We start from the raw sequence: 18748 nt of genomic DNA, 5'->3' as shown, positions 1-18748 counted from the left end.
CGCCCGGTCAAGCCGGGCGATGACAGCGAGGGTGTGGCGCGCAAACGCGCGGCAGATAGCCGTGAGCGCATACGTGTTTCGGCCCTCCGGGCATGAACATTGCTTTTTGTCTGGCGACTTTAACGTCTCCGTCAAAAGGCAAATCCATTCCATGTTCAAACTGAAGGCTGTCATTCCGGCGCTGTTCGCCTTGGCGCTGACCGCGCCGCCCGCGCATGCCGCAGGCAATCTCGTCGCGGTGCTCGAGGCGGAGATCGTCACGCTCGATCCGCATTTCTCGACGGCCTATATTTCGCGCACGTTTGGCTACATGGTGTTCGACACGCTGTTTGCGAAGGATTCCAAAGGCGAGATCAAGCCGCAGATGGTGCAGGACTGGAAAGTCTCGGCCGATGGCCTGACCTACAGTTTCACGCTGCGCGACGGTTTGAAGTGGCATGACGGCCAACCGGTCACGGCCGCCGATTGCGTCGCCTCGCTGCGCCGCTGGGGCACCCGCAGCGCGCTCGGCCGCCGCATCTTCGCGATCACGGCCTCGCTCGAGCCGACCGACGCAAAAACCTTCGTGCTGACGCTGAAGGAGCCGTCCGGTCTCGTCATCGACGCGCTCGGCAATCCCGTCAGTCCGGTGGCCTTCATGATGCCCGAGCGCATCGCCAAAACGCCCGGCGACCAGCGCATCACCGAGATCGTCGGCTCGGGCCCGTTCGTCTACAGCAAGGCCGATCACCGCACCGGCGATCGCATGATCCTGAAGAAGTTCGCCGACTACGTGCCGCGGCCCGAGCCTGCCGACTTCCTCGCCGGCGGCAAGCGCGTCAACATCGACACGCTCGAGATCCGTGTCATCCCGGACGGCGCGACCGCAGCCTCCGCGCTGCAGGCCGGCGAAGTCGATTTCATGCAATACGCGCCGTTCGATCTGCTGCCGACCATGGAGAAGAACTCACGGGTCAAACTGGTCAATTTCACCGGCGGCAACATGTTCGCGGGCGCCTATCGCCTCAACGCCGCATCCAAGCCGTTCGACGATCCAGAAATTCGCCGCGTGCTATGGAAGCTGGTCGATCAGCGCGAGGTGCTGGACGCACTCGGCCTGGACGCCAAATACGCCACGCCTTGCGCGACATACTTCACTTGCGGCACCACCTATGACAGCAAGGCCGGGACCGAAGCCGCCGCCAAGCCGTCGATCGAAGCGGCGAAGGCCGCACTGAAGGCGACGAAATATGCCGGCGAGCCTGTCGTCGTGATGGAGGCCAACGATCTCGAAGCCCCGCGCGTCTCGGCGCAGGTGCTGGCCGAGCGGCTGAAACAGGCCGGGTTCAACGTCGACCTCCAGGTGATGGACGGGGCGAGCGTGCTGGCGCGCCGCGCCAAGAAGGAGGGCTGGAGCGTCTATGGCGTTCACGCCGGCGGCTTCGACCTCGGCTCGCCGCTGACCAACGTCATGGTCGCCTTCAACTGCGCCGATTTCACCGGCTGGCAATGCGATGCGCGCATTACGCCGCTGATGGAAGCCTTTGCCAAGGCGCCCGCCGAGGAGGATCGCAAGAAGATCGCAGGCGAGATCCAGACCGTCATGTACGATCAGGTACCCGCGATACCGTGGGGCCAATTCGCCCAGCCCGCCGCCTCTCGCGCGACCTTGCGCGGTCTGATACCGTCCGCCATCCCGGTGTTCTGGAACGTTGAGAAGTAGCGCGATGTACGATGTCATTGTTGTCGGCGGCGGCTCCGCCGGCGCCGCTGTTGCGGCACGGCTCTCGGAAGATCCCGCACGGCGCGTCCTGCTGCTCGAGGCGGGTCTGGACTGGCGCGCCGACGAGGCACCCTGGGAGGTGATGACGCCGAATCCCATCCCGATCATCCACAAGCGCGAGTACCAGGAGAAATGGCAATGGCCGGATCTTCTGACGCGCCGCGTGGCCGGCCAGGAGCCGCGCTTCTACTGGCGCGGCAAGGGGCTCGGCGGTTCGTCGATGATGAACGGGCAGATCGCCATCCGCGGTGTTGCCGATGCCTTCGACGAATGGGCCGCCAATGGCTGCACCGGCTGGTCCGCCAAGGACGTGATGCCGTTGTTCTCGGTGGTCGAGGATGATCTGGAATTCGGCGACGAGGCCTGCCACGGACGCGGCGGACCGCTGCCGGTCTATCGCGCGCCGCCGGACAAATGGGGACCGATCGATCGCGGCTTGCGCGATGCGGCGCTGGCGAGCGGCTATCCCTGGTGCGCCGACGTCAACGGCCCGGACGGCGAGGGGGTCGCCTGCTATCCCATCAACAGCCGCGACAGCCGCCGCATCACCACCAACGAGGGTTATCTGGAGCCCGCGCGGGGCCGCGCCAATCTGGAAATTCGCGGGCATGCGCTGGTCGACCGCGTGCTGATCAGTGATGGACGGGCGACCGGCCTTCGCGTTCACATCGAGGGGCAGGGCACCAGCGAGATCAGCGCGCGCCAGATCGTGCTGTGCGCCGGCGCCATCCACAGTCCGGCAATCCTGCTGCGCTCGGGCATTGGACCTGCGGATGAGCTGAAGGCGATGGGGATCGCGGTCGAGCGCGACCTGCCGGTCGGCAAGCACTTCTTCGACCACCCGCTATTTCGCGCCACGATCCAGCTCCAGGAAAATCTGCGGCCCACAGATCCCGACACCCGCCACACCAATTGCTGCGTGACCTATTCGTCAGGCCTCGCCGACGGCGGCAAGCGCGACATGATCCTGATCGCCTTCAACCACCGCGGCATCGGCGTGCCGGGCGCGATCGGCGCCGGGCTGTTCAACGCGTATTCGCGTGGCACGCTCAAGCTGGCCTCGACCGACCCCGCGATCGATCCTGTTGTCGAGGAGAACATGCTGGCCGATCCCCGCGACATGTTACGCATGATGGATGCGGTGAGGCGGCTGGCCGTGATCACCGCCCAGCCGGCGCTATCAGGCATCACGGACTGGATCCGGCTCGCCGATACGGATCTGACGCTGCCGCAGGCTGCGGCCTTGCCCGATCACGAGCTCGACGCGCTGCTGCGCCGTGAGACCGGCGATATCCAGCACGCCGCCGGCAGTTGCCGGATGACCGGTGTCAACGACGCCGACGGTGTGGTCAACCCTGACGGCACAGTGAAGGGTATCGCGGGCCTGCGCGTCGCCGACGCCTCGATCATGCCGTCGGATTGCCGGGCCAACACCCACTTCACGACGGTGGTGATCGGCGAGGCGATCGCGCGGATGATGATGCGTTAGAGGGGCAGCATCGAGCGCCGGCGTGCGGACGAAGACCTACCGCTCGACGGCCAGGCCGAACAGCGGTCGGAGCTGGGTTCCCAGAATGTTGCCAACGAAAGCCGCGACCAGCCAGCACCAGCCATGCAGGCTGCCCGATGCGATCCCGCTGAAATAAGCGCCGATATTGCAGCCATAGGCGAGCCGGGCGCCATAGCCGAGAAGCAGGCCGCCGATGATGGCGGCGAGGAGCGAGGATGCGGAGATGCGCCATGTCGGATGGAATTTGCCGGCGAGGCCTGCGGCCAGCAACGCTCCCAGGATGATGCCGAAATCCATGACGGAGGTGATGTCGGCGAAGATGCTTTGGTGCAGCGAGGCGGCGCGAGCACCCTGCCAATAGGCCCAAGACGCGACGTCGACGCCGAGGCTCATCAGGATCTTCGATCCCCAGAGCGCGAAAGCGGAGGTGATGCCCCAGGGACGTCCCGCAAGATACAGCGTGGCGAAATTTCCGATCGCGAGCAGGACCGCGCCCCACAGGAGCGGCCACGGCCCCTGCATGAAGCGGCGCGCGCCGCGCAGCTTCGTGCGCGCTCCCGGCTCAAGTTGGCCGTGGCGGCCGATCTCGGCCCTGACGGTGATGAGGTAGATCGCAGCCATGACGGCCCAGCAGAGCACGAGCGCCGGCAGCCAGCCGAGCCGTTCGATCAACGAGACCGCGCCGATGTTCGGCAGCGCGTTCCACCACGGCAGGTGCAATGCACCGAGCGTCGATCCGGCGATGAAGGCCGCCAGTGTCACCAGCATGCGGGTGTTGCCGCCGCCGGCGGTATAAAGCGTTCCCGACGCGCAGCCGCCGCCAAGCTGCATTCCAAGGCCGAACAGAAACGCCCCGGTCAGCATGCCCACGCCCACCGCGCCGAGCTCGCCATGCACGGCAACGCCGAACAGCGTGCCTTGCGCCAGGGCCGGAAAGAAGAGGGCGGTTGCCAGCGCCAGCATGACCATTTGCGCACGGAGGCCGGCGCCCCGTCGCGCGACAATGAAGACGCGCCAGGCCGAGGTGAACCCGAACAGCGCATGGTAAAGCGTCAGGCCAAGTGCACCTCCGAGAATAAACAACAATCCCTGCTGCCAGGAAATCGTGCCCGACAGGGCCGCGGCGCCCGCCAGAAGAATCGCCGCCGCGACAACGACCACCGTGAGATTGGCGCCGTGCCGGTCATTGTCAGGGGCAAGCAGTCGCGCATCGATAGATAGATCGGTCATGACTCATCCAAAAAGCGTAGTCTTCGGCAGTGAGAGCTAACCGGGGCGAATTCTCCCCGTTCCAATCTTTCCACCTTGGAACTGGCGCGATAGCGCTAGGAAACGTCTGTCATGCCCCGGCTCGACCGGGGCATCCAGTACGCCGCGGCTTCTCTTCTCAGTCACGATCGTCTCGGAGTACTGGGTTGCCCGGTCAAGCCGGGCGAGGACATCGAGGGTGAGGTTCACCCAGCCACCGCTCGGTTACACGTGTCGAACAGCGGACACGCCTTCGCGATCTCGCGGCGCGTTCTGCCCGAGTTTTACGTCGTCGCATTGCCCTCGTTGAGACAAGGGCGCAGGGAAGGCCGGGCGCCGGCTCGCACCCGCAGATCCGTGGGCGATAGAAATGCACACGGGCAATGCCTGTTGTGCCCGACGCCGTCGCGTCCATCGCTGGCCAGCCCGCGGTCGTGACGATCGCGATCCGCCCCTTGTCTCGGGCCGGGGTATGTCGTTGGTACGTCGAATCCGAATTTCGGTAAAGTAGAATGTTTTGCGAGGGCTTGAGAGGCGGTGTGGCGTAGGCTTTTCAGCGCAACTTCGGCGACCCGGCACCTGATAGGACAAAGTTATGACCGAAAGCGAAAAGAAGCTCCTGATCCACTCGGACATGGATCGCGCGGCTCGTCTGACGTCGGCTTACGCCAGTAGACGCACCAGCTTCAACCGAACTGGAACAATCTCGAAGCGATCTGATTGAAGTTTGTTACGGCTTAGCTGGGATAGACACGGAGTATTCCTGGAGAAGCGTGTTGTCTATCAGGGAAGGTGCTTCACATGGATGACAAACGAAAATCATCAAAAGCTGGGGAACGGGCCGCTGAAGGCTTGCGCGAGGCGACTGCTAAGGAAGAAGCGAAAAACGAGAGCAAGACGGGACACGATTTAGCTAAGGGCGCTGATCGCTTCGAAGAACGTTCTGAAAGCTCCGATGGAAGAAGCGCAAAAGAGAAGCAAAAAGGGTGAATGTATGCGGCAGATCCGGCGCTGCGTTTCCGTGGATGACCTCAAGCGGGCGAACCGGGACCCCATAGCTAGCTGAGATGACCAACTGGCCCACTGGCTCGGGCGAGGATGTCTGAGGTTCGCCATGCAACCCTGACGGCTTGGTGACGCCTTCCATTGGCAAACCGGACGTGACGAACCAATTAGTCCATGTTCTAAATCACCCCCGCCAACCTTAGCGCCACGCCCGCCGCGCAACTGCCCGCGAGCACCGTGAGCATGCCGAGCTTGAACCGGAAGATCGCGGTTGCTGCCGCGATCGACAGCATGAGCGCGGGGATATCGACGCTCGTCAGGACCGGCATGTCGAAGTTCAGCGGAAACGCGTGCACCGGCACGGTGTCGCGGAACAGCGTGTGCAGCGCGAACCAGATCGAGAGGTTGAGGATCACGCCGACGACGGCAGCCGTGATCGCACTGAGCGCACCGCCGAGACCCTTGTTGCCGCGCAGCCGTTCGACGTAGGGGGCGCCGACGAAGATCCAGAGGAAGCAGGGTGTGAAGGTGACCCAGGTCGCGAGCAGTCCGCCGAGCGTGGCCGCGAGCATCGGCGACAGGCCGCTGGCGTCGCGGTAGGCGGCCATGAAGCCCACGAACTGGAGCACCATGATCAAAGGGCCGGGCGTGGTCTCGGCCATGCCAAGACCGTCGAGCATCTCGTGCGGCTTGAGCCAGTGATAGTGCTCGACCGCCTGCTGGGCGACATAGGCCAGCACAGCATAGGCGCCGCCGAAGGTGACCATCGCCATTTTCGAGAAGAACAGCGCGATGTGACTGAAGACATTGTCTTGTCCAACAGCGAGCAACAGCGCGATCACCGGCACCAGCCACAGCGCAAGCCACAACACGCCCACGTGAATCGTGCGGACGGTGTTGGGGCGGACATGCTCGGGCACGGCGTCGCCGAGCATGCTGTCGATCACGGCGCTGCTGCCGGCAGGGCCGTGACCGGCCGGCGCGAATTCCGGACGGCCCTGTTTGGCGCCGATATATCCGATGATTCCGCCGGCGATGATGATGACCGGGAAGGGGATCGCGAAGAAGAAAATCGCGACGAAGGCGATCGCGGCAAGCGCGATCATGATGCGGTTCTTCAATGCGCGCTTGCCGACGCGCACCACGGCCTCGACGACGATGGCGAGCACGGCGGCCTTCAAGCCGAAGAACAGAGCCTCGACGAAGCTGACATTGCCGTAGGCGGCGTAGACGTAACTCAGGCCCATGATGGCAATGATGCCGGGCAGAATGAACAGCCCGCCCGCCATCAGCCCGCCGGCGGTGCGATGCATCAGCCAGCCGACATAGGTCGCGAGCTGCTGCGCCTCCGGGCCCGGCAGCAGCATGCAGTAATTGAGCGCGTGGAGGAAACGGGCTTCCGAGATCCAGTTCTTCTCCTCGACCAGGATGCGATGCATGACCGCGATCTGGCCCGCGGGCCCGCCAAAACTCAGGCAGGCGACGCGGAGCCAAACGCGAAAGGCTTCGCTGAAGCTGACGCCGTGACCGGCATCAGCTCCTGCTTCGATCGTACGGGTATCCATCAAGCCTTCGCCTTGTTGGTCGGCCAGTTGTGGGTCTCGGACGTGGCGTCACGGCACCAGCGATAGAAGGCGTCGTAGAGCAGCATGCCGGCCTCGAGCTGTTCGAGGTCGTCATCATACATCCGCGACAGCCCGAGCGAAGCTGCGAGCAGGCCGGGCGCCTCCGGCGCAAGGTCGGGCCGCCCGGTGTCGGCGCCGCGCACCAGCGTTGCGAGCCGGAGCAGCGCCGGCGCGGCAATCCCAAACTCCTCGATCATCACGTCGAAGGTGCAGAGCTCACCACGGTGGCTCCAGAACACGTTCTCGATGTCGAAGGGGGCTGCGTTGAAGCGTTGCCCGACCGCCACCACTTCCGAAGGCGCCACGAACAGGAACACCGCATTGGGATCGACGAAGCGTCGGATCAGCCAGGGGCAGGCAATGCGGTCGACCTTGGGCCGCGCCCGCGTCACCCAGACGGTGCGTCCCTTGGCGTCGCGCGGCGGCAGCTTGCGGGTATCGAGCAGCGGCAGCTTTGCGTCCTTCCAGCCCTCGAATCCGCCTTCCAGCGTCTCGGCCTGGACCCCAAGCTGCCTGAGCCAGGCCGCCGTGCCCTGCGCCAGCTTTGCGCCGCGCAGGCAGGAGACGATGGCGGTGCGGCCGGCGAATTCGGCACCCCATTCCGGAACATTGTCGTGGCTGAGCTTGATCGAACCTGGGATCAGCCGCCGGTCGGCGGCAAAATCCTCGTCGGTGCGCACGTCGATCAGGGCAGGGGCGTTTGCCGTGCCGATCAACCGTGCCAGTTTGTCAGATGATATCGTCGTGTAGGAAGACATGATGCGCCCTCGTGAAAAACAACGGGACGCGATACTTGGGCATGTCGCCTCGTGGGGAGATCGCTCAAATCCCCATGACCTTCATTACACCGAAACGGCACCTACCTGTCAATCGGCTCATTCCGGGGATTTTGCCCAGAAGACTCGCAGGTCTATATTAGGGGTTAACGGCCCGGGCCTTTCGGAGAGTTCGCGATGCATTCCCATTCCATCGAACAATGGACCCATGACCACGCCTTTCTGGGCGACAAGCACGACGAGAACGAGCGGCGCACCTGGCTCGTCGTCATCCTGACGCTGGTCATGATGGTCGGCGAGATCGTCGCGGGCACGCTGTCCGGCTCGATGGCGCTGCTCGCCGACGGCTGGCACATGGGAACGCATGCGGCGGCGCTGGGGATTGCCGCGTTCGCGTATCGCTTTGCGCGACGACATCTGGGGAGCTCGCATTTCAGCTTCGGGACCGGCAAGTTCGGCGATCTTGCCGCCTTCGCCAGCGCGATCATCCTCGGCCTGATCGCGGTCGAGATCGCCTATGAGAGCGTGCTGCGGCTGATCAATCCGGTGCCGATCGTCTATGGCGAGGCCATCGTAGTCGCTGCTCTCGGCCTGTGCGTCAATCTCGCCAGTGCCTGGCTGCTCCGCGATAACCATGGTCATCACCATCACGGCCATGCGCATGATGATCACGACGATCATGACCATGATCACCACCACCATCATCACGACAACAATCTCCGCGCGGCCTATGTCCACGTCATGGCGGACGCGGCGACCTCGGTGCTGGCGATCGCCGCGCTCGTGGTCGCCATGTATTCGGGATGGGCCTGGGCCGATCCGGCGGTCGGCCTGATCGGCAGTGCCGTGATCGCAAGCTGGGCGTTCGGTCTGATCAAGACATCAGGCGCGGTGCTGCTCGACGTCCGCGCCGACGAGAAGCTGGAGCGCGTGATCCGGGCGCGCATGGAGATCGGCGACGACCGCGTCACCGATCTGCATCTGTGGCAGGTCGGCCCGGGCCATTGCGCCGTGCTGGTCTCGGTGGTGTCGGACCAACCGAAGCAGCCGGCCGTCTACAAGAGGCGGCTCGCCGGGTTGAAGGGGTTGAGCCACGTCACGGTCGAGGTCGAGACCTGCCCGCATTGAGGCGGGAATTCTGCGAACTGGCCGGGGTTGACCCTCGGTCACAGCCGACAATGGCTGCAAGGGAGGAACGAATGACGCCAAGGATCACGCTCGCTCTCGCCGTCGCCGCGCTTGCTCTGTGCGGCCATGCGGCGCTGGCGCAATCGGAAAAGACCGGTGTCGAAAAGCTCTACGTGCTCAATTGCGGGGAGGGCACCGCCGGCGACATCTCGCGCTGGACGCCCGGCCTCAACGAGGGCAAGACGATGGACTTCGTCGACAGCTGCTATCTCGTCAAGCACGCCAAGGGCTGGTTCCTGTGGGACACCGGCATCGCCGACGCAGTCGCCGCGATGCCGAACGGCCTTACGCCCGCCGATCCCAAGGCCGTAACCTGGCGCCGGCCGAAGACGCTTGCCGCCCAGCTCGAACAGCTCGGCCTCAAGCCCGGTGACGTCAAGATGATGGCCGTCTCGCACACCCATCCCGACCACACCGGCAATGTCGAGCTATTCCCGCAGGCCACGCTCTACGTGCAGAAGGCCGAGTATGACTGGCCCGGCGCCAACAACGAGCCGCGATTCAAGCCCTCGCACCCGGTCGAGCTGCTTGCGGGCGACAAGGATGTGTTCGGCGACGGCAGCGTGACCATCCTGTCGACGCCCGGCCATACGCCGGGACATCAATCGCTGCTGGTGAAGCTGCCGAAGACCGGCGCCGTCGTACTGTCGGGCGACGCCGTGCATTTCAAGGACAATTGGGACAACCGCCGCGTGCCCAGCATGAACGCCAACAAGGACCAGAGCGCGGCCTCGATGCAGAAGATCGCCGACACGCTCAGTAAGGAGAAGGCGCAGCTCTGGATCAACCACGACAAGGTCCAGCGCGACAGCCAGAAGATGGCGCCTGAGTTTTACGACTAGCTTCCCGCGACGCCCCTGTTGCCACTACGGTGGCAGCAGGGGCGTGCTAGCGCCCTCAACAAGCTCCGCAACGGGAGACGATTGTGGGTGAGTGGGCCGGGGTTGCGATCGCGCTGGCGTCGAGCAGCCTTGGCGGCACTGCCGCGGCGATCACCCGCTATCTGGTCGGCGGCGCCGATCCGATCCTGCTCGCGATCCTGCGCTGGGGGATCGGCTTTCTCTGCCTCCTGCCGTGCGCGGTTCTGTTCGGCGTGCGCTGGCCGCAGCGGTCCGATTGGCCGGCCGTGGCGCTGCTCGGCATCTGCTTTTTCGGCCTGTTCTTCATCCTCTACAACATCGCGGTCTCCTACACGACCGCCGCGCGCGCCAGTCTCGCGCTTGCGACGCTGCCGCTCCACACCATGGTGGTCGGCGCCATGCTCGGCGTCGAGCGGCTGACGGCGCGCAAGATCATTGGTGTCGGCATCGCCGTGCTCGGCGTGGCGGCGGCGCTGGCGGCGGGCCTGGCGCAAAGCCCGCCGGGCGCCTGGCGCGGCGAGCTGATCATGAGCGGTGCCGTGTTCTGCATGGCGTTCTACAACGTGCTGTCGCGGCCGCTGATGCAGCGCTCCAGCCCGCTCGGTTTTCTCACGGTCGGCATGGGTGCGGGCGCCGCCGTGCTGGTGCTCGCGGGTTTCGTGAAGGGCAGCTTTGCAGCGCTTGATCATTTCACGATGGGGCAGTGGATTGCCGGCGTCTATCTCGGCATCGGCGGCGGTGCGCTCGCCTTCATCCTCTGGGTCATGGCGCTGGCGCGGGCAACGCCGACCCGGGTCGCCAATACGATGACGGTCAACCCGATCGCCGCCACCTTGCTGGCCGCGCTGCTGATCGGCGAGCCGATCACGCCCAACCTTCTGATCGGGCTGGTCGCCGTGTTCGCCGGCATCTGGATCGCGACCGGCGAAACGAAGCCGGCCTAGTTGCGCGGTGCGGTCACGGGGGGCGGGCTCGCTTCCGGCGCCTTCTTCGGCTTCAGCGAGCCGGCGTAGAAGGAGATCAGCCAGACCAGGATGATGGCGAGGAGATAGACACCCCAGGCCTGTGGCGGCGTGGTCGCCCAGCGCAGGAGGCCCTTGAATGTGCGGGGCGGGCGCGTGTCTTCGGTCATGCTTCGCTTGTGCGCGAAAGCTCCGGCCCGGTCAATCCGGCCGCGGTTGCGCGCGGATCATGAACAGCGCGGCCAGCGCCGAGAGGCTGAGCGCGGATGAGACGATCAGCACCTTGGCGCCCATGACGTCGATGAGCAGGCCAAAGGCCAGCGGCGCCACGGCTTGCGCCATCCGTGCCGGCGCGCCGATGATGCCGAGGCGATAGCCGAAATCCTTGGGGCCGAAGATCGACAGCGGCAGCGTGCCGCGCGCGATGGTCAGGATGCCGTTGCCGGAGCCGTGGAACAGCGCAAACGCACTGGCCGCGGCGCCGCCGAAGATCGCAACGACCACGGCGCCGATCGGGTGGGTGAGGCAGGCGAGCCGCGTCGACCACAGCGGATGAAAGCGGCTGAGGAAGCCTGCCTCCAGAACCCGCGCGGCGACTTGTGCGGGGCCGATCAGCGCACCGGCCGCGATCGCCTCGACCGGCGTCGCGCCGGTGGTCTCCAGGATGCGCGGGAAATGCGCGGCCATCGCGCCGGTGACGGTCCAGACTGCCGCAAAGATGAAGGCGAGCAGCACCATGGTGCGGTCGAGCGGCAGATGCGGCTTCACCGCTGTCGCCGCAGCCTGCCTGGCGCCCTTGATCGTCGGCAGCAAGAAGAAGTTGAGCGGCAGGCCGATCAGGATATTGGCAGCGGCCCAGGCAAAGCAGGTGTCGCGCCAGCCGATATGGGCGAGGCCCCAGGCGGTGAGCGGCCAGCCGACGGTCGATGCAAAGCCCGCCATCAGCGTGATGCCGGTGATCGGCCTGCGCGCCTCCGTGCCGTAGATACGGCCGAGCGCGGCGAAGGCGGCGTCGTAGAGCCCCATCGCCATGCCGATGCCGAGCACGAGCCAGGCCATCGCCATCACCGCCACCGATTGCGAGAGGCCGAGCAGAACGAGGCCGGCGGCGATGGTCAGGTTCGACACCGAGAGGACCTGCCGGCCGCCGACCAGATCGATCTGTCGGCCGATGCGCGGCCCGAGCAGCGCCGAGATCACCAGCGAGGCCGAGAACGCGCCAAACACCCAGTTGGAGGAGATGCCGAGATCGCGCGCCATGGGATCGGCGAGCAGCGCCGGCAGATAGTAGCTCGAGGCCCAGGCCAGGGTCTGCGTGGTACCGAGCGCCAGGATGATCGGAAGCTGGCGCTGGCTCATATCCCCGAATTTCTGATCGGCGGTGTCATCATTCGCATTTGCGGCCCGAGGCGGCAGCGCGTCAACAGCGTCAACGACATATGCGACCTGCCGCGGGTGGGAGCCTTGGCTGCGGGCGGGAGCCTTGACGTCGCAAGGTCCGCGCGCCGCCTTTCGCTCGTCACGAATGCACGGCATAATGGCGCATGCAATTGACCTCGCGCCTTGCGCTGATGAACTGGTTGGCCGGCCAGGGGCTCACCGGCCTGCCCGAACCCGAACTGCTGCGCGGCTTCTGCGAGCGCTGCCGCGCCGAGGGGCTGGAACTCTCGCGTGGGCTTGTCGTGATTGATACGCTGCACCCGATCTACGAGGGTCGCGCCTTCCGCTGGAGCGATACACCGACCAACGAGAGCGACGTCGTCGAATACGGCTCGACGGCCGAGGGCGACGCGGCCAACAATTGGCGCCGGTCAGTGTTCTATCATTTGCTCGAGCATGGTCACGACGAGATGGTGATCGATCTCGCCGACGCGCCCTCGCTCGATTTTTCGCAAATCGGCGAGCTCGCCGAAACCGGTCACCGCCATTTCCTGGCCTTTGTGCACCGCTTCGGGGAGACCGGAGCGCTCGGGCAGATGGACTGCCTCTACTCCTCCTGGACAACGCGACGCGACAGCGGCTTCGCCGAAGGCGAGCTCGCGGCGCTGCGCGACCTCGTGCCGGTGCTGGGGCTCGCGATCAAGTCGGCGCAGCAGGTCGACATCGCGCGCACGCTCGGCCGCGTCTATCTCGGACGCGATGCATCAGAGCAGGTCTTGAGCGGACGTATCTCGCGCGGCGTCACCGAGCGCATCAACGCCGTGCTGTGGTATTCGGATCTGCGCGGCTCGACCGGAATCAGCGAGAGCATCGGCCCCGACGAGATCATCCCGTTCCTGAACGACTATGCGCAAGCCGTGATCGATGCGATCCACGACGCCGGCGGCGACGTGCTGAAGTTGATCGGCGACGGCGTGCTCGCAATGTTCACCGGTGAAGACATGGCGCATGCCCGGCGCGCCGCGCTGCGCGCCGAGCATTTGTTCCGGAAGAACGTTGCAGCGCTGAACCTGAGGCGGGGCGCCGAGGGCCGTCCCACCACGTCCGCCTATATCGGCCTGCATGTCGGCGAGGTCTTCTACGGCAATATCGGCAGCGAGGACCGGCTTGATTTCACCGTGGTCGGTCCGACGGTGAACGAGGTCAGCCGCATCGCCTCGATGAGCCGTTCGGTCGATCGCGAACTGCTGGCCTCGGCGGAGTTCTACAAGGGCCTCGACGCCGCCGGCCGCCGCTACCTCGTCTCCACCGGCCGCTACGCGCTGCGTGGCATCGGCCGCGCGCAGGATCTCTACACGCTCGATCCGGAGGTGGACGCGAACGAGCCGGTGACGGGGAGCTACGAGCGGTATCTGGCGGGCTAGGCTGGCTGTTACAACATACTCCGTCATTGCGAGGAGCACTTGCGACGAAGCAATCCAGACTATCTCCGCGGACACGCAGCAATCCAGACTGTCTCGGTGCGGAAGGCAATCCAGAATCCGTGCCGCGGAAATAGTTGGATTGCTTCGCTTCGCTCGCAATGACAGATTGCTTCGCTTCGCTCGCAATGACGGTGCAGCTAACACCGCGCCGCCACCTCATCGCCCACCATGTCCGGCTGCCGGTCCAGCGCCACGGCGGGCGAGAGCCAGATCACTAGCGCCTGCACGCCGAATACGGCGGCGGCGAGATAGAGGCACGCTTCCGCGCTCCAGAGGCCGCCGACGACCGCACCCAGCGCCGAGCCGACCGGGCGGGCGCCGTAGCTCATGATGTTGATGGCGGAGACGCGGCCGAGCAGGCGTGGCGGGGTCACCGACTGGCGCAACGTCGTGGTCGAGATCACCCACAGGATCGGCCCGACGCCGAGCAGGAAGAAGCTCAAGGCCGCAAGCCAGGGCGAGGGGACCAGCACCGTCAGCGCCATCACTACCGCCGCGACGAAGCCGGTGACGGGGCCGAGGCCGACGACCGTGCCGAACGCGACGCGCTTCATCACGCGCGTGGCGAACAGCGCGCCGATCACCATGCCGACACCGTACATCGTCAGCACGGTGCCGATGCCGGCAGCGGTCAGGCCGAGGTGACGTACGGCGTAGGGCACGAACACCGCGATCTGCAGAAACCATCCGGTGTTGAAGATGAACTGGGTGATGAACACCGGCCGGAGCAGCGGATGATGAAACACGAAGGCCGCGCCCTCGCGGATGTCCTGGAACGGATGCCGCCGTGGGGCCGGCGTGCGGTCGGGCTCGTAGATGCCGGAGAGCAGCACGACGGCGATCGCGGACAGCGCGGCCGCAAAGCCGAAGGCCGGGCTCGCGCCCCACCACCCGACCAGCACGCCGCCGAGCGCAGGGCCGCTGGCGAAGGCGATGGTGCGTGCGAGCTCGATCCGCGCATTTGCTGCCGGCAACAGGTCCGAACTCACCAGGGAGGGCACCAGCGCCGGCGCGGCCACGCTGTAGACGACGGTGCCGCACACGGCGGCAAAGCCGAGCAGCGCCAGCAGCGGCAGATTGAGCGCGCCGAGTGCCAGCAGCAGCACGATCGCTGCAAGGGCCGCGGCCCGCAGCGCCTCGGCGCCCGCCATCAGCGAACGGCGGGAGATGCGGTCGGCCAGCAGGCCGGCCGGTATCGCGAACAGGACGAAGGGCAGGGTCAGCGTGGTCTGGAGCAGGCCCGTCTGGCCCTCGGCGACGCCGAGCGTCAGCACCGCGACGATGGGGGCCGCGGCCAGCGCGATCTGTTCGGCCGACTGTGCCGCCAGGTTCGACCAGGCGAGGCGGTTGAATGTCTCGGGGAGGCGCGGGGGAATTGACATGGCTCGTTTCCTGCAAAGTCGGGTTGGCGCCAGTATCCGCCTCGGAGGACGTCCAAACCCACCCGCTTCCCGACTGGGGCGACGAAATAGCGACCGCCACCGGAACGCACCCGCCTAGATGCAGTTGCAAATGAGTTGCAATAAGGCTCGACTTCGGTATTCTCGCCGCATGGATGCTCGCTCTCCCGATCTGACCCGAGATGCCGCCGGCTGGCGCAATGACGCGCCGATGACCAAGAGCCTGGCCGAGGTGAATGCCTCGGTCGCCCTCCCCATCGCGGGGGTGTGGTGGCGGCGCCTGCTCGCCTTTGTCGGCCCGGGCTATCTGGTGTCGGTCGGCTACATGGACCCCGGCAATTGGGCGACCGACCTCGCCGGTGGATCGAAGTTCGGCTACACGCTGCTCTCGGTCATCCTGCTCTCGAATTTGATGGCGATCCTGCTGCAATCACTGGCGGCACGGCTCGGCATCGTCACCGACCGCGACCTGGCGCAGGCCTGCCGCGGGACCTATTCGCCGGCCGTGAACTTTCTGCTCTGGCTTGCCTGCGAGGCGGCGATCATCGCCTGCGATCTCGCCGAGGTCATCGGCACGGCGATCGCGCTCAAGCTGCTGTTCGGCATTCCCCTGATTGGCGGCGCGCTGATCGCCGCGCTGGATGCCTTCTTGCTGCTCATCCTGATGAATCGCGGCTTCCGTTTCCTCGAAGCCTTCGTCATCGCGCTGCTCGTCGTGATCGCAGTCTGCTTCACGGTCCAGCTTGCCGCGGCCGCACCGCCGGTGGCCGAGATGCTGAGGGGATTTGTGCCGAAGACCGAGATCTTCACCAACCCCGAGATGCTCTACATCGCGATCGGCATCATCGGCGCCACTGTCATGCCGCATAATCTCTATCTGCATTCCTCGATCGTGCAGACGCGCGCCTATGAGCGCAACGACGAAGGCCGGCGCGAGGCGATCAAATGGGCGACGACGGATTCGACCATCGCCCTGATGCTGGCGCTGTTCATCAACGCCGCGATCCTGGTCGTGGCTGCCGCAACCTTCCACAAGAGCGGCCATTCTGACGTTGCCGAGATCGGCCAGGCCTTCGAGCTGCTGTCTCCGCTGCTCGGGCTCGGCGTCGCCTCGACACTGTTCGCAGTGGCGCTGCTTGCCTCGGGCCTGAATTCAACGGTGACGGCGACGCTTGCCGGCCAGATCGTGATGGAAGGCTTTCTCGATTTGCGCCTGCCGAGCTGGGCGCGCCGGTTGCTGACGCGCGGCATCGCGATCATTCCCGTGATCGTCGTCACCGCGATCTATGGCGAGCGCGGCACGGCTGATCTGCTGGTATTCAGCCAGGTCGTGTTGTCGATGCAGCTGCCTTTCGCCGTGATCCCGCTGGTGCGGTTCGTCTCGGACCGCCGCAAGATGGGCAAGTTCGTAATCCCGGCGTGGGTCGCGGCGATCGCTTGGATCGTTGCCGGCATCATCGTGGTTTTGAACCTGAAGCTGCTCGCGGATACGCTGTTCGGGTGATCAATCAGGGCCGTGACGGCGTTTCGGCTTGTATGGGCTGAGCGGATTGACGTCGAGGTCGACCTCTTTCACGCATTGCTGACTTTCGCGATGACTCGAGCCGGCGTGCCACTTGCCTGAACGAAGCTCGACCTTCCTCATCTCGGCGATCTTTAGGCACTTCCAGTCGCCTGCGCGAGGAAGTCCTTTGCTGGAGCCGCCAGAGAATTGGAAGGCAAGTGTGTATTCCTCGCCGTTCGTATGGCCAAGCAACGCGGGACAAATGGCGCGCGGGTGACCCTGATACGAGCAGTGCACCTGAAGTCGTTCGATAATGGCCTGTGCGATTAGATCGTAAGTCCGGGACAAGGATGCCTCCGTAGTCTCTTCTGCTTACGGCCCTTGCATATTGGTCGCCCGCAGGCGAACGGCTATGCCGATCAATCCTGCGGCTCGGACGCCGCATCGCCTTGCGCGTCGATGCGCAGCCAGCCTGAGGGGGCGAGGCGCTGCTGGGGCAGGAAGCGGGCCTTGTAGTCCATCTTCTTGGAGCCCTCGATCCAGTAGCCGAGATAGACGTAAGGCAATCCCTGCCGGCGGGCGCGGGCGATGTGGTCGAGGATCATGAAGGTGCCCATCGAGCGGCTGACCTCGCCCGGCTCGAAGAACGAATAGACCATCGACAGGCCGTCGCTGAGCACGTCGGTCAGCGCGACCGCGATCAGCTCCTCGCCCCGGCCGGTGATGCCGCTGTCGGGACCGCGCTTGCGGTACTCGATGATGCGGGTCTCGACGTGGCTGTCCTCGACCATCATGGCGTAGTCGAGCACGGTCATGTCGGCCATGCCGCCATGGCGGTGACGGGAATCGAGATAGGCGCGGAACACCGAATATTGCTCGGAGGTCGGCACCGCGCTGCGCTGCTCGCCGATGATGTCGGCGTTGCGCGCGATCACCTTGCGGAAGTTGCGGGAGGGGCGGAACTCGTTGGCGATCACCCGGACCGAGACGCAGGCGCGACACTGGTCGCAGGCGGGACGGTAGGCGATCGACTGGCTGCGACGGAAGCCGCCGTGGGTCAGGAGGTCGTTGAGGTCACCGGCGCGCTCACCTACGAGGTGCGTAAACACCTTGCGCTCGTGCCGGCCCGGCAGATAGGGGCAGGGGGAGGGCGCCGTGAGGTAAAATTGTGGGGTGTCGCGCGAGTGCTGGGTCAAGGGACGTCGTGGGCCTCCAAAATGTGCATCAGCATCGCGCTACGAAAGCCCCCGGTCAATCGGTCTACTCGGCAGGTCAGATCGGACAGCATAGCGGGTCCAGGTTGATAGGTTCTTGATCCAGGTTGGTTGATCAGGAGGTCCTTGATCGAAAGGTCGCTGATCAGTAGGTCCTGGCGCCTTGAGGCACCGGCGCACGAACGGAATTGTTGATCACGACCGTTCCCAACACGAAATCCTGCAGCAAGCGCCTGCGGCCGTTGAAGAGGCCGACCAGGACGACGAAAGGCGACAGGAACGAGACGGTCACCCAGAACAGCACGGCGTGGGTGGCCCCGAGCACGAAATAGCCGGGCGCGCCGTACCAGGTGCGCAATTCAAGATCCATCACGCGCATGCCGATGGTCGCGGACGACGGACCGCCGATGCAGGCGCCGTAATAGACGATGGCCCAGATCACGGAGGCCGGCCAGGCCAGCCAGAACAGCGCCCAGCCGATGCCGAGCGTGACCACGCCGAACACCGCGATGAAGAGGTAGCCGAGGATCACCGGCACCGAGATCACGAGCATGTCGATCAAGAAGGCGAACACCCGCCGCATCGCAACGCCGCGGAACAGTTCCGGGTGCAGATAGGGATCGTAGGCGTGCGGCTGCGCCCCACCGTCATTGCGCCAGGCATTGCCCGAGTCCGAATACGACATGACCATTCTCCCGAGGGAAACTCCCGTGGCAGGACTCCCGTGGCAGGACATGGGAACAGGCCGTCCGCGTGCCAAGGGCGCCGGGATTAACAAGCCGAAATATTCCGGCGATTCGGGGGCGGCGGAGGTGGTCGTGGCACACCCT

General features: G+C 65.3%; 17 protein-coding genes. 8 read left to right on the top strand and 9 right to left on the bottom strand.

Annotated features, from left to right (window positions below; all coding sequences use genetic code 11):
• Positions 1-151: 151 nt before the first annotated feature.
• Positions 152-1702 (top strand): ABC transporter substrate-binding protein, encoded by a 1551-nt coding sequence (locus tag IVB47_RS16195; RefSeq protein WP_247462591.1) that lies wholly within the window; start codon positions 152-154, stop codon positions 1700-1702.
• Between the two features lie 4 nt (positions 1703-1706).
• Positions 1707-3251 (top strand): GMC family oxidoreductase N-terminal domain-containing protein, encoded by a 1545-nt coding sequence (locus IVB47_RS16190; protein ID WP_247462589.1) that lies wholly within the window; start codon positions 1707-1709, stop codon positions 3249-3251.
• A 36-nt stretch (positions 3252-3287) separates the two neighbouring features.
• Here the strand turns inward: IVB47_RS16190 and IVB47_RS16185 are convergent, their stop codons facing one another.
• A complete protein-coding gene (locus IVB47_RS16185) occupies positions 3288-4502 on the bottom strand; it encodes a YeeE/YedE family protein (protein WP_247462587.1) in 1215 nt (404 codons plus the stop codon).
• An 819-nt stretch (positions 4503-5321) separates the two neighbouring features.
• On the opposite strand from IVB47_RS16185, the gene IVB47_RS16180 reads away from it, so the two are divergent.
• Positions 5322-5510, top strand: a complete 189-nt coding sequence (locus IVB47_RS16180) for a hypothetical protein (RefSeq protein WP_081747822.1) — start codon at positions 5322-5324, stop codon at positions 5508-5510.
• Positions 5511-5704: 194 nt separating this feature from the next.
• Here the strand turns inward: IVB47_RS16180 and chrA are convergent, their stop codons facing one another.
• Both chrA and IVB47_RS16170 read right to left on the bottom strand, forming a co-directional pair.
• Positions 5705-7090, bottom strand: coding sequence for a chromate efflux transporter (gene chrA, locus IVB47_RS16175; protein WP_247462585.1), 1386 nt, complete (start codon positions 7088-7090; stop codon positions 5705-5707).
• On the bottom strand, positions 7090-7908 hold the full coding sequence (locus IVB47_RS16170; RefSeq protein WP_027567276.1) for a chromate resistance protein ChrB domain-containing protein: 819 nt from the start codon (positions 7906-7908) through the stop codon (positions 7090-7092). Before IVB47_RS16170 ends, chrA begins: the two co-directional genes overlap by 1 nt.
• Before the next feature lie 195 nt (positions 7909-8103).
• Here IVB47_RS16170 and dmeF point away from each other — a divergent pair, with 195 nt between their 5' ends.
• The 3 genes from dmeF to IVB47_RS16155 all read left to right on the top strand — a co-directional run bounded on the left by dmeF (position 8104) and on the right by IVB47_RS16155 (position 10918).
• Entirely contained in the window at positions 8104-9054 is a 951-nt protein-coding gene (dmeF, locus tag IVB47_RS16165) for a CDF family Co(II)/Ni(II) efflux transporter DmeF (protein WP_247462583.1), read from the top strand.
• A 71-nt stretch (positions 9055-9125) separates the two neighbouring features.
• Positions 9126-9956, top strand: coding sequence for an N-acyl homoserine lactonase family protein (locus IVB47_RS16160; protein WP_027567274.1), 831 nt, complete (start codon positions 9126-9128; stop codon positions 9954-9956).
• An 83-nt stretch (positions 9957-10039) separates the two neighbouring features.
• Complete coding sequence (locus IVB47_RS16155) at positions 10040-10918, top strand: DMT family transporter (protein ID WP_027567273.1); 879 nt, start codon at positions 10040-10042, stop codon at positions 10916-10918.
• On the opposite strand, the gene IVB47_RS16150 is transcribed toward IVB47_RS16155, so the two are convergent.
• Both IVB47_RS16150 and IVB47_RS16145 read right to left on the bottom strand, forming a co-directional pair.
• Positions 10915-11106: a hypothetical protein gene (locus IVB47_RS16150; protein ID WP_247289343.1), complete on the bottom strand. Its 192-nt coding sequence runs from the start codon at positions 11104-11106 to the stop codon at positions 10915-10917. The genes IVB47_RS16155 and IVB47_RS16150 overlap by 4 nt on opposite strands.
• Positions 11107-11137: 31 nt before the next feature.
• The gene (locus tag IVB47_RS16145; RefSeq protein ID WP_027518338.1) at positions 11138-12295 is read right to left on the bottom strand and encodes an MFS transporter; all 1158 of its coding nucleotides are present in this window, start codon (positions 12293-12295) and stop codon (positions 11138-11140) included.
• A gap of 185 nt (positions 12296-12480) precedes the next feature.
• On the opposite strand from IVB47_RS16145, the gene IVB47_RS16140 reads away from it, so the two are divergent.
• The gene (locus IVB47_RS16140; protein ID WP_247289344.1) at positions 12481-13740 is read left to right on the top strand and encodes an adenylate/guanylate cyclase domain-containing protein; all 1260 of its coding nucleotides are present in this window, start codon (positions 12481-12483) and stop codon (positions 13738-13740) included.
• A 197-nt stretch (positions 13741-13937) separates the two neighbouring features.
• Here the strand turns inward: IVB47_RS16140 and IVB47_RS16135 are convergent, their stop codons facing one another.
• A complete protein-coding gene (locus IVB47_RS16135) occupies positions 13938-15182 on the bottom strand; it encodes an MFS transporter (protein WP_247462582.1) in 1245 nt (414 codons plus the stop codon).
• A gap of 169 nt (positions 15183-15351) precedes the next feature.
• Between IVB47_RS16135 and IVB47_RS16130 the strand changes: the two genes are divergently transcribed.
• A complete protein-coding gene (locus IVB47_RS16130; RefSeq protein WP_247462580.1) occupies positions 15352-16704 on the top strand; it encodes an Nramp family divalent metal transporter in 1353 nt (450 codons plus the stop codon).
• Here the strand turns inward: IVB47_RS16130 and IVB47_RS16125 are convergent, their stop codons facing one another.
• From IVB47_RS16125 to IVB47_RS16115, 3 genes are all read right to left on the bottom strand, one after another.
• Positions 16705-17052, bottom strand: a complete 348-nt coding sequence (locus IVB47_RS16125) for a hypothetical protein (protein ID WP_247397206.1) — start codon at positions 17050-17052, stop codon at positions 16705-16707.
• Positions 17053-17123: 71 nt separating this feature from the next.
• Positions 17124-17900: an arginyltransferase gene (locus tag IVB47_RS16120; protein ID WP_007603416.1), complete on the bottom strand. Its 777-nt coding sequence runs from the start codon at positions 17898-17900 to the stop codon at positions 17124-17126.
• Positions 17901-18063: 163 nt separating this feature from the next.
• Entirely contained in the window at positions 18064-18603 is a 540-nt protein-coding gene (locus IVB47_RS16115) for an RDD family protein (protein ID WP_247462578.1), read from the bottom strand.
• Positions 18604-18748: the final 145 nt, after the last annotated feature.

This window comes from Bradyrhizobium sp. 62 (genome assembly GCF_023073035.1).
Classification (GTDB): domain Bacteria; phylum Pseudomonadota; class Alphaproteobacteria; order Rhizobiales; family Xanthobacteraceae; genus Bradyrhizobium.
This window is presented reverse-complemented; position numbering and strand designations above follow the sequence as displayed.